This is a genomic window from Treponema parvum, from assembly GCF_017893965.1.
Taxonomy (GTDB): domain Bacteria; phylum Spirochaetota; class Spirochaetia; order Treponematales; family Treponemataceae; genus Treponema_D; species Treponema_D parvum.
This window is the reverse complement of sequence record NZ_CP054142.1, coordinates 1838515-1852996: the sequence shown is the minus strand read 5'-3', so window position 1 is coordinate 1852996 and position 14482 is coordinate 1838515. Positions and strand designations below refer to the sequence as shown.

The 14482-nt window shown below is 44.4% G+C and carries 9 protein-coding genes and 2 pseudogenes; 1 reads left to right on the top strand and 10 read right to left on the bottom strand.

What is annotated here, in order from left to right:
* Positions 1 to 17: 17 nt before the first annotated feature.
* From HRQ91_RS08145 to HRQ91_RS08110, 9 genes and pseudogenes are all read right to left on the bottom strand, one after another.
* Positions 18 to 1826: a hypothetical protein gene (locus tag HRQ91_RS08145; RefSeq protein ID WP_210119083.1), complete on the bottom strand. Its 1809-nt coding sequence runs from the start codon at positions 1824 to 1826 to the stop codon at positions 18 to 20.
* The gene (locus HRQ91_RS08140; protein WP_210119082.1) at positions 1823 to 2206 is read right to left on the bottom strand and encodes a hypothetical protein; all 384 of its coding nucleotides are present in this window, start codon (positions 2204 to 2206) and stop codon (positions 1823 to 1825) included. The genes HRQ91_RS08145 and HRQ91_RS08140 overlap by 4 nt, the downstream gene beginning before the upstream one ends.
* A complete protein-coding gene (locus tag HRQ91_RS08135) occupies positions 2199 to 5333 on the bottom strand; it encodes a chromosome segregation SMC family protein (protein WP_210119081.1) in 3135 nt (1044 codons plus the stop codon). The genes HRQ91_RS08140 and HRQ91_RS08135 overlap by 8 nt, the downstream gene beginning before the upstream one ends.
* A gap of 171 nt (positions 5334 to 5504) precedes the next feature.
* Complete coding sequence (locus HRQ91_RS08130) at positions 5505 to 7286, bottom strand: flavocytochrome c (protein ID WP_210119080.1); 1782 nt, start codon at positions 7284 to 7286, stop codon at positions 5505 to 5507.
* Between the two features lie 122 nt (positions 7287 to 7408).
* A complete protein-coding gene (locus tag HRQ91_RS08125) occupies positions 7409 to 7930 on the bottom strand; it encodes a DUF1697 domain-containing protein (protein ID WP_210119079.1) in 522 nt (173 codons plus the stop codon).
* Positions 7931 to 8170: 240 nt separating this feature from the next.
* Positions 8171 to 9049, bottom strand: coding sequence for a GIY-YIG nuclease family protein (locus HRQ91_RS08120; protein WP_210119078.1), 879 nt, complete (start codon positions 9047 to 9049; stop codon positions 8171 to 8173).
* 96 nt (positions 9050 to 9145) lie between these two features.
* A pseudogene (locus HRQ91_RS11800) lies at positions 9146 to 9334 on the bottom strand (PIN domain nuclease); the annotation flags it as partial.
* A gap of 19 nt (positions 9335 to 9353) precedes the next feature.
* Positions 9354 to 9497: pseudogene (locus HRQ91_RS08115) on the bottom strand (AbrB/MazE/SpoVT family DNA-binding domain-containing protein); the annotation flags it as partial.
* A 31-nt stretch (positions 9498 to 9528) separates the two neighbouring features.
* Complete coding sequence (locus tag HRQ91_RS08110; protein ID WP_210119077.1) at positions 9529 to 10857, bottom strand: DEAD/DEAH box helicase; 1329 nt, start codon at positions 10855 to 10857, stop codon at positions 9529 to 9531.
* A 48-nt stretch (positions 10858 to 10905) separates the two neighbouring features.
* Here HRQ91_RS08110 and HRQ91_RS08105 point away from each other — a divergent pair, with 48 nt between their 5' ends.
* Positions 10906 to 12009 carry a glycosyltransferase family 4 protein gene (locus tag HRQ91_RS08105; RefSeq protein WP_210119076.1) on the top strand — a complete coding sequence of 368 codons (1104 nt, stop codon included), beginning with the start codon at positions 10906 to 10908 and terminating at the stop codon, positions 12007 to 12009.
* Between the two features lie 149 nt (positions 12010 to 12158).
* On the opposite strand, the gene HRQ91_RS08100 is transcribed toward HRQ91_RS08105, so the two are convergent.
* The gene (locus HRQ91_RS08100) at positions 12159 to 14477 is read right to left on the bottom strand and encodes a hydratase (protein WP_210119075.1); all 2319 of its coding nucleotides are present in this window, start codon (positions 14475 to 14477) and stop codon (positions 12159 to 12161) included.
* Positions 14478 to 14482 lie beyond the last annotated feature (5 nt).

Sequence of the window (14482 nt, the reverse complement as noted above, 5' to 3'; positions counted from 1 at the left end):
ATAACAAAAGAGCGAAATTATCTTATGTCTATATAAAATCGTTTTAAATATATGCTGCGTTCTCTTGCGTTTTGCCACAGGGGGCTTTGTCGAAAATTTTTAACGATCGTGTCGTACGAATCTATGGCGTTTTTTATATTCTTAATCGGAGATTCAGCTTCAAAATTTTGTCCTTGAAGATACAGGGCCTTGTCGACGTCCGTCTGGGATTTTTCAAAAAAATCCGTCAAAAGCGAAAGAGATTTTTCGTAGAGTCCTTTGTCATACGCTTCTTGAGCGTTTTTTAGAATATCGGACGAAGTCATGTCGTTAGCTTCCGAAGTTTCGGCGTTCTGATTTTGATTGATGATAACGGCCGTGCTTTCGGATGCTACGGTTTGGTTTCGGCCGGATACGGGAGGCATATTCTCAGACGCCGAATTTTCTTGATTCTGAGCTTCTTGAACCTGATATGAGCGGCCGTCGCTTCCCGTTGCCTGTACGACGGTTCTTCCCGCGTTCGAACCGGAATTTTCCGCGTTTAGCGGCATTTGGGCTGCCTGCGCCGTCGTAGTAGTTGCTTTAAAAGAATCGGATCGAAGTGCGGATTGCGGTTGAGTTTGGTCGGCTTGGGGCTGTGCAAAGCTTGCCTCAGCTGAATTTCCGGTCGGCTTGGCTTTTGCAAAATCAGCTTCTGTCGGATTTCCCGTCTCCTTATCCTTAGGTATCTGCTTTTCTTCCAATAAGGTTCTGTCCGGTTCGGGCGGAACTATGTCGGCGTAGGATGGCGCCTTTACATGCGTTTGAGGCGATCCTGCCGTTTCGTTTTCTATTATTACTTCAAGATAATCGTCTATGTAGTTTCCCGTAAGGAGATCGTTTTTATAAAAATGCAAAAGAGTTGTTCCCGGAACCCTTGAACGGAGAATAAAGACCGTATTTTCCGATGAAATTTTTTTACCGAAAAACGTCATCTTGTTTTCTTTTTCAGCGCCGCCCATGTAGATCCACCCGCTGCCCGGATATTCTACGTCCAAGTATTGATTTTTCTTTATGGAAACGGAACGGGAAGGAACAGGCGGCGCCGCGGACGGGGCGGAGGGCGAGTCCTCTAGGGAGGCCTGGTCGGCGGTAGGAACTGAATCTTGCGCTGCCGCTGACGGCTTTACTTCTTTGCCCTGTACTTCAGGAATATTTTGCGCCGTTATCGCCTCTCGCTGCGAGAGTGCCGTCATCGTCTCCCGCTGAGAGATCGCTGCCGTCGGCGTTTGCGCGGAATCTGGAGCCTGTATTTCGTTTTGCGCCTCCGTGCTCTCGGAAATTATTTTGGGCATAGCCGGAGTTGCCGCATTTCGCTCGCGAAAATCCGCCTCGACCAATTCTTCGGGAACGGGTGTTTCAAGAATCGTCTCTACTTCCGTATCGGAAGGAAATTCTTTTGTTTCATCTATGAGAAGATCGTATATCACAGGTTCCTCTATAGCGCTGCTTCCTTCGGAGATTTGTGATTCGGCTGCTTCCCGAGTTTCTACTGCGTCCTTTTCTTCCGCCGTGTCCTGTGTTTCCGCCGCAGGGGAGGGAGCTTCTGTTGTCAAACCGGCAAAATCGGCTGAGTCCGTCTGATCGGATGCCTGCTCTTTTAACGGCAGCTCTTGTTCGGCCGTGTATTCATCTTCCTGCTTTGCGGGCGGATTGGCTAAGTCTTTCGTCGCGATTGATGCCGCCGTCTGATCCGCACCCGAAGCGCTTGAAGTTGAAACGCATGAGACTGACAAAAGGCCGGCCGACAATACCGATATCGTAAAAAAGAGAAATCTTTTTATGGAGTATTTTACACAGTGTTTCACGGTGCGGCTCCCAAAATATCGTTTATCATGCCGTCGTCGGCTTTTTTTAGATCTTCGAGACTCTCCGCATCGGGAGTCGTAAACCAAAGTTTTTCTTCTTTGTTTGTCCAAAAAGGATTGGGCTGGCGGGAAAGAACATAACTGTTGGAAATTTCAGGTCCTTCGGGCAGCAAAAGCGGCTGATCGCCTTCGAAATCCTGCGTTATCGGAAGCGCTTGCGGTGCGAGACTTTTTGTTCCTGAAGAAAAAAGATATACGACAAAAACGATCAGGGCGCATAGCGACAAAAATATCAAAATTATGATAGAAAGAGCGACGTATTTTTTCGATCCGACAAATTCGGCAAAATCGTTTATTTTTTCGGATATAAAATCAATCATTTGAACCATCTTCGCCAATATTTTTTAAAGAGACATTTTCTTCTGCATCTGTCTCTGCAGAAGCGCCAAGGTTTTTTTCTTTTTCCGGAACTGCTTCGGCATTTTTATCAGCGGTACGAGCCGACGACGGGGCTTTCTCCCGATTCTTTTTTACCGGATCGGTTATAGTGCCGTCGGCATTGTAAATGCGCTTGGGCGGGCGCGGCGGAATATAAACGCCTTCTTCAGGAGCGACGTCTTCTTCCACAAAATTTGCGTCGAATTCTTCTTCCTTTTGTGCTGACTTTATATCTTCATCCAGCCTCAAAGCTATGACCTTGCTTACGCCGGATTCTTCCATCGTAACGCCCAGCATGGTATTTGCGCCTAAAACCGTCTTTTTATTGTGCGTTATGATTATGTATTGACTTACGTTTGCAAAGGCGCGTAAGGAAGTTATAAAGCTTGAAACGTTATTGTCGTCGAGGGCTGCGTCTATTTCGTCAAGGAGACAAAACGGCGACGGGCGCACTTGGTAGGTGGCAAAAAGCAGAGCGACGGCCGTCATGGTTTTTTCTCCGCCGGAAAGCAAAACTATGCTTTCAAGTTTTTTACCCGGCGGCTGCGCAAAAATTTCGATGCCGCTTGTAAGAACGTTTTGAGGATCTTCGAGTCTTAATTCCGCGCGGCCTCCGTTAAACAGCCGTCTGAACATGTTATGAAAATTCTTTTTTATTTTATTGTAGGTGTCCAAAAACATTTCCGTGGATTTTACTTTTATTTCTTCGGAAACGCGTTCAAGATTTTCAAGACTCGTTTTCGTGTCGTCATAGTGAGTTTGCTGGCGCTCGTAACGTTCTTTTACTTCGCCGAACTCTTCGGGAGCCATAAGGTTTACCTGTCCCAGTTCTTTTAAGACTTCTTTCGCTTCGTTGAGTTTTTCGCGCAAAACGGCTGCGGGAGCGGTCAGAGTGTACATTCTCTCTTCAAATTCCATAAGATCGCGCGAATGAGTATCCGAAAAATTTTGCTTTATGTTGCGAATCTCCGTATCGAGGGAACTGAGCGAAACCGACAAATGTTCGTATCGTTCCTGAAACTTATTCTGCTCTTCCTGTTTTTTCTTTAGTTTTTCCTGTTTGCCCGAAACATTGCTGTTGCCCTCGATTATTTTTTTGTCCAGTTCTTTAAGTTCTTCGGCAAGTCTTTTGCCCCTGTTTTCTATTTCTGCAAGTTCCTGCTCTATGCTTAATATTTGTTCGTTGACTTCTTTATCGCGCTTTTGCTCGGTATAAAGTTCTTCTTCGTTGCTGCGAAGAGTATTCTGTTCGGAAACAAGATTTTTTCGTAAAAGTTCTATTTGCTGCTTCGCCGCCGTTATTTCAGCCTGCATTTGCGCTTCATTTATGCGAAGTTTTTGCAGCGTTTCCTTGTATTCGTCTATTTTTTTCGCAAGCCCGGAATTTTCAGATTCAAGAGAAGCTATTCGTTTTTTGTTTTTGTCGGAATCTTCTTCGTTATTCCTGATTTTTTCATCGATTTTACGTTTTTGCGTTATTATACCTTCGGGCGAAAGAAATTCTTCCAGAAATTGCGGCGTAGCCGTTATGTAGCCGTTTACGGCATCTTCAAGCTGTAAAAGCATTCTTTCGGCTTCTGCGAAAGCTTCCGTAGCTTCCTTTGCCGCCGATTTGTTTCCTTCGGAAGATTTTTGTCCCGTTTGGCGTTCCGCCGTCATAGCTGCAGTTTCGGTTTTATGCCCAACCGCGGCGTTTGAAGACGCTATGTCTGCAAAAATATTTTTGCGACCGGACAAAAATATTTTAAGTTTTTCAAGAATATTGCGTAAATCGTCTTTCGCCTTATTTACAGCCGCTGACGAAATTCCCGCTTCTTTTAATCTCAAATCCAGCTGCGTAACGATATTTTCCGTGATCGCTCCCAATTCACCCCGCAGCGCAGAATGTGTTTTTTCAAGCTCTGCGATCTTTTTTTCACATTCGGCGGCCGTCTTGTCGTTTTCCGTTATGAGGCTTGCAGCTTGCGTTATGTTTTGTTCAAAAGATTTAATGTTTTTTGAAATACCGCTTAATTGGCCGTCTTTTTCATGCAAACCGGCGCTTCTTTCGTCTATTTCATCGTTAAGGTCGTCTATTCTGCTCTGCACGGCCCTTCCGTGCGCTTCCAACTGTGCTATTTTTTCTTTAATTTCGCCGGAACGTTCGTTAAACTGCTTCGCAAGGTCAAGTTTTCCGTTCTTTTCTTTTTGAATACCGATCAAGCCCGCCTGTTTTTCATAAACTTCTTCCTGCATGGCTTTAACCTTATCCATGTTTTCCGAAAGAGTATTGTTTATTTCTTCTATTTCCGCCCGCACTGCGTTGCGTTTTTCTTCCGTGGCCTCAAGGTCTCGTTCGCTTCTGCTTTTATCCTGTATAAATCCCTTTAATTTAAGCAGCTGTATGTCAAGTTCGTTGTTAAAAATTTCTTCTTTTATCTTGCGGTAGCGGATTGTTTTTTCGGACTGTGTTTTAAGAGTGTCGTAAGAGCGCTTTATTTCCGCAAGCGAAATTTCCGTCTGTTGGAGATTTATTCTTGTTCGCTCAAGTTCGCGCTCCGCTTCCGCGCATTCGGCCTTGCTGCGGCTTATCCCCGCCGCTTCTTCAAAGAGGTAACGGCGGTCTTCGGGTTTGCTGGACAAGATCTGGTCTATCTTTCCCTGTTCCATTACGGAATAGGCCGCCTTGCCTATTCCCGTGTCCATAAACAATTTTTTTATTTCCGAAGGGCCTACTTGGCTGTTGTTTATGTAGTATTCGTTTTCACCTGATCGGTATATGCGCCGTTTTATCGCTATCTCGGGTACTTCGAGCGGAAGAAGAGAGTTTTCGTTCATTATTGTAAGGGTGACTTCCGCGATGTTAAGGGGAGGGCGGCGTTCCGTGCCGTTAAAAATTACGTCTTCCATCTTTGCCGCGCGAAGGCTTTTTGACTTGTTTTCGGCCAGAACCCACTTTATGGCGTCTACGACATTGCTTTTTCCGCAGCCGTTGGGCCCTAAAAGAGCCGTAATGCCTTCGGCAAAATCAATGTGTATTCTGTCGGCAAAAGATTTAAAACCGAATATTTCAAGATTCTTTAAAAACACTGCGACCTCGTCTTCCTAACTATCGCCGAATTATATCATTTTCGGCACGTATATAAAAGAGGTTTTTGCCCGAGCTTTCCGTGTACAAAAAAGCGGAGCGTCGAACCGTTCATTGTATCATCATATCATCGTACGGTTCGACGCTTTTTCATTTACGCCGTGCTTTTCTTTTTATTGCTGCGCCGTGTTTGCAGCGTTCGTACCGGCGATTCTGCCGAATACGACGATGTCGGAAATCGCGCAGGTTCCGACGCGGTTATTGCCGTGAATGCCGCCGGTCACTTCGCCCGCCGCATATAAACCGGGAATCGGTTTTCCGTTGACGTCGAGCACTTGCGCTTTTTCGTTGATTTCAACGCCGCCCATCGTATGATGCACGGAAACGACACCTTTCAAAATAAACCACGGTCCGCTCTTCATCGTAACCATACTCGTCTTTCTGCCGAATTCGTCGTTGTTATTTTCGATGCCTTTATTGTACGCGTCCATCGTTTTGACGAGATTTGCGGCGTTGATGCCGAAATGATTCGCGATTTCTTCGAGCGTGTCGGCTTTGAAAAAGACGCCGTCCGCCAAAGTTTTTGCGTATTCGTCTTTGAATTTTTCTTCAAGGTGCAGACGGTCGGCGACTTCCTGATTGTAGATCGCGTATGCGACGCCGCCTTGTGCGAGAATGCCTTCCGCGCGCACATCGCGCATGCCGACTTCGTTGACAAAACGCTTACCGTCTTTGTTGACGTAAATCAAACCTTCTCCCGACCAACTCGGCGCTTCGATGCCGTAGAACACGCCGGTAATGGGATTGTTAAACGGATAGAGCTGAATGTATTCCATGCCGATTAAATTCGCGTTGACTTTTTCGGCCATGACAATTCCGTCGCCGACGATGGCGGGGGAGTTGGTTGTCTTAACCGATGCGTCGAGCGTTTCCCAGCGCTTGTTGTATTTTTGACGCATTTCAACATTCGCTCCGAAACCGCCGGTCGCAAGCACAACGGCTCTGTTTGCAGTCAGTACGATCGGGGTATTGTCTTTTTGCACCGCCTGTACGCCGACGATCTTTCCGGACTTGTCTTTTATCAGCTCTTCGCCCTTCGTGTTCAAAAGAATTTCCACTCCGATTTTTTCAGCGTATTCTTTTAAAGGCGTAATCATGCCGGCTCCGAGTTCGATCGGTTCGACCGCACGCGGAACGCTGTGTCCGCCTTCGTGTACCAGATAATCCTGATATTTTACGCCGATAACATCGCGAAGCCACAGCGCTCCCGCCGTCGCGTTGTTTGCAACGATATCGACCAGTTCTTTTTTTGCAAATTTACCGCCGCCTTCATACATTTCCTTTGCAAATTGTTCGGGGCTGTCTTTAATGCCTTTTCCCTGCTGCAACCAATTGTTCGGGCACGCAAGTTCGGCATAGGACAAAAGCGTATTGCCGCCGAGTATGGGCATTTTTTCGATAAGGATAACTTTCGCGCCGTGCGAAGCCGCTTCAACCGCAGCCGACAAACCCGCGCCTCCTCCTCCGATAATGACAACATCGGTCGTCTTTTTTACGGCCTTTCCCGCTTTAGCTTTTGCCTTTTTTGATTGAAGCGCGGCGACATCTCCGCCAGCCTGTTCGACCGTATCTGCAACGGCCGCCAAAATCGCCTTGGACGTAAAAGTCGCGCCGCTTACCATATCGACGGCCAAACTTTGCGTTTTAATAATTTGCGCGGGAATTTCCTTTATCGGCGTATCGGAAATACCGGGCGTTTCATTGTGCGCGCCGATTTCGATCTTTGTAATCGCCGATTTGCTGAACGTAACGGAAACGTTGACGTCTCCGCCCATTCCTTTTGCGCTTGCGGTATACGTACCTGCCGTATACGATCCGCCCTTTGCGCATCCGGCCAAGCATAAGGCTAAAACCGCGCAGAAGTTTAAAAGCATTTTTTTCATCGTAATCTCCATATAATTCTCCGTAAAAATGAAGTCTCCTTAAACGGCTACCATACGATAAAAGAAATGCCGCGTCAATGATGCGGTAGACAGCCCCGCTTGGTTGGATTTTTAAAAGGCCTCATGAGCAAAGCTTACTTTGCAAGATATCGAGCCGTATTAACATTTCGTATTGTCATATCTTTATATACTTTATGCGATATTATTTTATTTAAATGGCTTTTATTATAATCTTCGCGTCGAACATTCCAAATTAACGCACCCTTAACATATATTAATTGTATATATTCCTTTTTTATCGGTAATTCATTTATTATGTTTTCATTATCTATTGATTCAAATAAATACGCTACATCGGTTTTTTGATCATCATTATTTTGCCAATCAACGGGGATACTGTTTGCTATTTTTACCATCTCGCTTTTTGTCTTTACCAATACTTTTACTTCATTCCCGGTCGTTATATGTAATGCTTTTTCAATATTTTCCGTGATACTGTTTTCCTCGTCATTTGATTTAAAAATGACATTTCCGGAATTGATATATGTTGAAACGTTTGAAAAACCGCATTGCTTAAACAATGTTTTCAATTCTTTCATATTAATTTTTACCGAGTTTCCGACATTGATACCCCTGAGCAATGCTATATAATCCATAATAATCCTTGTTAATTATACTTACTAAATACTATAGTTTTATTCGTGCGGAGAGTTAATGCCCACAAGCCGCATCAGAAGGATTTTCATGTGCAACATAATTCCATAAATCATCGTATTTACTCATAGCATTAATCTCTTTCAATATTTTTTTTCTCGCCCGAGGAAGGCGTGTACATAACAACTGGTTGTATCGCAGGCAGCTTGACTGCGTTGTCGGCTACGAACCTTTGTTATACGTTATTTTGAATTCTCTTCTGTAATCTCTTTATATGATTTACCATTTTTTGTTTTCCATTCTGCTGGACCAGACGATTGCCTTCCCATGATTATTGAAGAAGCTGCACTTGTACTCGAAAAAATAGTATCTTTTTCAAAAACATATTTATTCCCTTGATCACTTAGATTTCCAGAATCAATAAGTTTTTCACGCAAATTTAACCAGGTTTTATTAATTGAATTTGACAATTGCTTAGTTGCTGTAGATCCTTTAAAAACTACATAACCTTCTGATGTTTCACACATTTCCGTTTCCGCATCTTTTGATTTTATGTAAAATTTTAAATCATTTTTTAATTGTTCTTCAATTTTATTATATGTTTCTGGAACAATTGAATTGGCAACTAAAGCATTAATTCCATTTATAGGCAATATTAATTTTATTTGTTCTAGAAAGTATTCCATATCAGAAATATCAGCTTCTGATAAAGAAGATTTTGTTGGTGTATTAACATTTTCAATTTCTGCGTTTTTGGCTTGTACTGCAATTTCGACTAGTCTAGATTCCAAATATTTTATATGTGATTTTGTAAGCATTTCATCTTTACTTATAAAAATAATACATTCAGAAAAATCTCTATCAGGATTATTTAAATGTTGTTTAAGTCTATCTCCAACTCGTTCAGCTTCTCCAATATAAATTTTATCATTATATCCGTTTTTCGTTGGATCAGATCTTAAAATATAAATACCAGGTTTATCAAATTCTTCACGTTTTATTAATTCAGAAAGTTTTGCACGAGGTGAATAAATTGCTTTACCAGACCAATTTCCAATTTCAATTGTTCTAGGACCATTTGCGGCACCATCTATCATATAAACTGTAAGTTTTCTTCCCATTTTTAGTTTTCCTTTTCCAGCCTAGTGCGCTGTGTGTCTAACATCCGCTTAACCTGCATTTGCGGCTTGTCCTTGTTGTCAGCGTTTAAGCGGGTGTTATGCTTTTGTTTCAATTAATTTAAAATATTTTGTCGGTGTAAAAATTAACGGTTTATCAATGTGTATATCTTCAAAATCCTTGTCTCCGGTAATCAAAATATCCGGATCAGATAAAATTGCAGATGCAAGAACCGGTAAATCCTTTATATCCCGAATTTTCGGATATTGTTTTTCATCAATTTCTTCTTTGTATCTACGAAAACTCTCAACGTGCTTTCCTTAATTCCTTTATATAAGTAATAACATCATCTTCTGTTTGAAAGTCTGCTTTTTCTGCTTGCCCTTGCATTTGAGCTTGAATATTCGATAAAGTTATTTGAGAAGCGTTTGTAATATAAATTTTTCCTCTATATATTTTCCGGTGCATAGTACTGCTCGCCTCACGGCGATACCAGCTTTCCTTCCCGCAGCTCCTTAGGATACACGGTTATCTTGAGGCGCTTTTCGAGCCGGGAGTACAGATCCATTTCGTATTCGTCGCCTATGACCAAGTTTACGCCGGTTTTGCCGGCTCTCGCCGTGCGGCCGGCCCTGTGAATAAAAAAATCGTCGTTAGCGGGCATGTCCATCTGTATGACGTGGGTTATTCCGCTGATGTCGAGCCCCCTTGCGGCGAGGTCGCTCGTGACAAGAATTTTGCATTTGCCGCTTCTGAACCGGTCAATTGCGGATCTTCGCCGTTTTTTGTCCGCCTTTGAATAGAGCCCCATGCAGTCTATCTTTTTAAAGTTGAGCTTTGCGACGATATTTTCTACCTGATCGGCGCGGGAAGTAAAGATAAGAATTTTTTCAGGCGGCGGATGCGATTGATCCGTTTGGAATGTTCGGACTGTTTGATCCGTTTTTTGGGCTTTTGCCGTTTGTGCCGCTTGCGTCGCTTGGGCATTTAAAAAACGGCGGAGCACGTCGATCTTATTCCTTGATTCCGCAAAGATCGCCAGATGTGTGATCCTGCCGCGCAAAATATCTTCGGAAGGCAAAAAAAAGGTTTTAACTTTTTTATCGTTTTCGCCTCTGTTTTTCAAAGAGCCCATTAATATCTTTTTTGTCTCTTCCGTAATCGTTGCCGAACATGCTATAAACTGAACGTTTTTAGGCATGAGCGATAAAAGACCTGTACTTTCTTCCCGTAATTCTTTTGAAGTCAGGCGATCCGCTTCGTCAAAGACTATCGCCCTTATCCCGTCGGGTTTAAGCTTTTTTAAACGGATAAGCTCTAAGAGGCGCGCCGGGTTTCCTACTACAATGACGGGTTTTTCTTTTAATGTTTCAATTTGGCGGCGTATCGGCGCGCCTCCTATGAATAGAGCTGTCTTTAGGCTGCTTACGCTCTGAACCGCGCATCTTATTTGAGACGCGAGTTCGTAAGTAGGAGCTGCAACTATCATTCTTATCCGTGCGAAAGGTTCAATACCTGTGCTGTAAGCAGTGTCCTGCCGTTTGGAGTTTTGCTTTGAATCTGCGGCGAGGTTGTCTGTCTTTTTTTGACCGTCTTCCGTTTCGTCTTCAAATTTCTGTATCAGCGGCAAAAGATATGAAAAGGTCTTTCCCGTTCCCGTTTCCGACCGGAATATAACGTGGCAGCCTTCCGTAACGGCGGGGATTACCTGTGTCTGCACTGCCGTCGGTTTGCATATTGAAAGAAGTTTAAGCCTTTCGACTAGAGATTCTTTTATGCCGAGCTGTAAAAATCCGGATTCTTTATGCATTTTTTAACTATAGCGCAAATATGCCCGAAATGCTATAATCATAAAACTATGAAGATCGGAATTGATACTTTCGGTTGTGAGCACGGGCGTTCGGGCTTGGGTTCTTATCTTTTGTCGCTTACCGCAGATTTACCTGAAGCTGCGGACATAGAGTATGAACTTTTCGGCGCTCCGATCGACAGATATACGTATTCTTCTTCAAAACAGATAGGTTATAATTCCGTGTCCGTAATGGACAATATCGTAGCTCAGTGGCTGTGGCACTTTTTTATGGCGAATCGATTCTCCGTAAAAAGAGGATACGACGCAGTTTTATATACCGCTGCGGCTCACATGATTCCGCTTTCATTTAAAGTGCCCGGGATAGCGATCGTGAACGACTGTCTTTCCGCTGCTAAAAAGAATTTTTTGTACCGTACGCAAATTCTGGAGGGACTTAAAAATTCCGCGAAAATCATCGCTTCAAGTCAATTTATCAGCAACGATCTTAAAAACTTGGGTATAGACGCTTCAAAGATCGAGGTTATTTACAACGGGATCAATCACAGCAATTTCTATCCGCATCCGCTTGAAGACCGCGACACGGTGACGATAAAGCCTTTTGCAATCAAGCGTCCGTATCTTATTTACGCTACGCGCATGAGCGGCCCTCAAAAAAAGCATATAGAATTGATCCGCGCGTTTACTCTGTTTAAAGAAAAAACACATTCTCCTCACCGTTTGGTATTGACGGGCGGGAACGACGTTTTCACTTCGGAAATTCAAAAGGAAAGCGCAAAATCTTCCGCCGTTTCCGACATATTTTTGACCGGCTATTTCCCTCCGGATGGATTCCCCGATCTTTATTCCGGGGCTGACGCATGCATCTTTCCTTCGGTAAATGAAGGCGTGGGCTTGCCTGTGATAGAAGCTATGGCGACGGGAATTCCCGTAGCCTGCGCCGACAGCGGCGCCCTGCGCGAGGTTACCGGCGGCAACGCCGTGTTTTTCGATCCGGACAATATAGAACAGTTTTCTTCCTCTATAGAATTGATCGTAAGCGACCGCGATTGCCGGGAAAAGCTCATAGCCTGCGGCATAGATTGGACGCGCCGCTTTCAATGGTCTGAAACTGCGCAAAAAACCGTTGAACTTATAAAGAAGGTTCTATAGCTTTTCGCGTTTCTCTTTTATTTTGCGGAGAGTTCAATACGTTGACGCCGCTTTAAGCTTTGCTGCGAATCTGCGGCGAGGTTGTTGATTTTTGCGGCCGGCTTTGTCGCACTAAGCTTCGAGTTAAAGTTTACGCGATTTATGCCGAATCAGCTTATTCTGTTCCTGTTGAAGTTGATCAGACAGCCGTCTTTTATTATCCGTTTTTCGGATTCCGTAAGTTCCGCTATGTGAAATTCTATCTGTTTTATTTTTCCGGAACCTTCATTTTTCTCCAAAGATGGAAGAACGTACGCCTTAATGTGCTGCATGTCGCCGTCAAGGGCTTTTAGAATTTCAGGCACAAATATGTAAGAACCGTTTTCAAAATCAGGCTCGCCTTCCATAAGGAGCGGCAGCATTCCCCAGTTTATGACGTTCGAACGGTATCGTTTTGTAGCATATTCGCGCGCGATGTTTGCCAGTCCTCCTAAGACTCTTTGGCAGCTTGCCGCCTGTTCGCGTGCGGAACCGTCTCCGGGTTTTACGGCGTAAATTACGGAACCGATTTCTATAGTATTAAAATCGATGTCGGCACAGCCCGGAACGGAATTGATCAGTTTTAAAAGTTCTTTCGCAGTCTTTGTTTTGGAAAAAGCCGCCGGATCATCTGAGCGTTCCTTTTCTTCGCTAAACACGGCCTTTGCCCTGCCTACGTACTCAGGATCGCGCCTCGACAGTGTAAATTCCGCAAGGCCGATCGGATTTGAGCGGTACGACGAAGTTTCCCCCGAAGGAATCAGTTCATCCGTAGTAGTGACGGCGTCCATTATCTTTGCACAAACTTTTAAAAGTATATTCGGAAACAGAGCTTTTTGTTCGGGCCACGGTTTTATGTTTGGGCCGTAGACGAGGTTTTCCGAAGGTTCGGCCTTTCCGAATCCCTGATAAACCCTGTTTTTGTATATGTTTTCGTTAAAATGATATTCGGTATACGCATTTGCTTCCGAGAGGTCTGAGATGTCTTCAGCGGAAGTTAAAATTCCTTTGTTGACAGCCGTAGCCGCTATTGAGCGCGCGTCCATCAACGCCACCGAAGAAATTTGTCCGTTACCGGGCTTCGAGCCTTCACGGTTCGGAAAATTCCGTGTCGTGTGACGTATGCTGAAGGCTTCGTTGGCAGGGGTGTCGCCGGCGCCGAAGCAAGGGCCGCAGTAGGCGGTTTTTACGGTGACTCCCGCCTGTATGAGGTCCGATAGAGCTCCGTTTTTTACAAGTTCAAAATAGACCGGCTGCGACGAAGGATAAACGGAAAGAGAGAATTCTCCGTCGCCGCAGTTTTTGTCTTTAAGAATGTGCGCCGCCTGAATGACGTTCGTATAGTTTCCTCCTGCGCAGCCTGCGATTATTCCTTGCTGAACGTGAAATTTGCCGTTTTTAAGTTTGCCGGTAAGATCCGGTTTTACCCTGCCGTCGAATTTTGTTTCGGCATCTTTTTCTATCGTGCGCAGTATATCGCCTGCATTCGCTGTAAAGTCCTTTATTGTGTAAACATTGCTCGGATGGAACGGAAGAGCTATCATGGGTTTTATTTCGGACAGGTTTACGCGGATCATCCCGTCGTAATAGGCGACGGCGGAAGGATTAAGTTCCTTGTACTCATTTTCACGGCCGTGCGTTATAAGGTAATTTTTTATTTCCTCATCGGTTTTCCATATGGACGACCAGCATGTGGTTTCCGTGGTCATAACGTCTATTCCGTTTCTATAATCTGCAGACATCGAAGCGATTCCCGGTCCGACGAATTCCATTACCTTATTCTTTACGTAGCCGTTTTTAAATACCTTTCCTATAATGGCCAGTGCTATGTCTTGCGGTCCCACGGCAGGGCTGGGGCTTCCTTCAAGGTAAACTCCCACAATTTCAGGATAAGCTATGTCGTATGTGTCTTGCAAAAGCTGTTTTACAAGTTCTCCTCCGCCTTCTCCTACCGCCATGGTTCCAAGAGCTCCGTAGCGGGTGTGGCTGTCCGAAGCTAGGATCATTTTTGAGCAGCCGGCCATGGCTTCTCTCATATATTGATGTATAACCGCTATGTGCGGGGGAACAAATATTCCGCCGAATTTTTTGCATGCGGAAAGGCCGAACATATGATCGTCTTCGTTTATAGTTCCGCCTACGGCGCAAAGGGAATTATGGCAGTTTGTCAGTACGTAGGGAACCGGAAATTCCTTCATACCGGAAGCCATCGCCGTCTGTATAATTCCTACGAATGTTATGTCGTGGGAAGCCATAGCGTCAAATCTGAGCCGCAAATCGTTCATGTTGCCGGAATGGTTGTGAGCCTTTAGGATGGAATAAGCGATTGTACCTTTTTTCGCTTCGTCTTTTGTTATGTGCCTTCGGGAAAGTTCTCCCGCAGCTTCCTTTTCCGAAAGTATTTTTATTCCGTCAAAAAGATATGCGCCGCCTTCATACAGTTTTATCATGCCGA

Excerpts from the sequence above, each read along its gene's own strand:
- HRQ91_RS08125 (WP_210119079.1), bottom strand. The coding sequence starts at position 7,930 with ATGGATTATATAGCATTGCTCAGGGGTATCAATGTCGGAAACTCGGTA.
- HRQ91_RS08110 (WP_210119077.1), bottom strand. The coding sequence starts at position 10,857 with ATGCATAAAGAATCCGGATTTTTACAGCTCGGCATAAAAGAATCTCTA.
- HRQ91_RS08140 (WP_210119082.1), bottom strand. The coding sequence starts at position 2,206 with ATGATTGATTTTATATCCGAAAAAATAAACGATTTTGCCGAATTTGTC.
- HRQ91_RS08130 (WP_210119080.1), bottom strand. The coding sequence starts at position 7,286 with ATGGAGATTACGATGAAAAAAATGCTTTTAAACTTCTGCGCGGTTTTA.
- HRQ91_RS08120 (WP_210119078.1), bottom strand. The coding sequence starts at position 9,049 with ATGGGAAGAAAACTTACAGTTTATATGATAGATGGTGCCGCAAATGGT.
- HRQ91_RS08105 (WP_210119076.1), top strand. The coding sequence starts at position 10,906 with ATGAAGATCGGAATTGATACTTTCGGTTGTGAGCACGGGCGTTCGGGC.
- HRQ91_RS08100 (WP_210119075.1), bottom strand. The coding sequence starts at position 14,477 with ATGATAAAACTGTATGAAGGCGGCGCATATCTTTTTGACGGAATAAAA.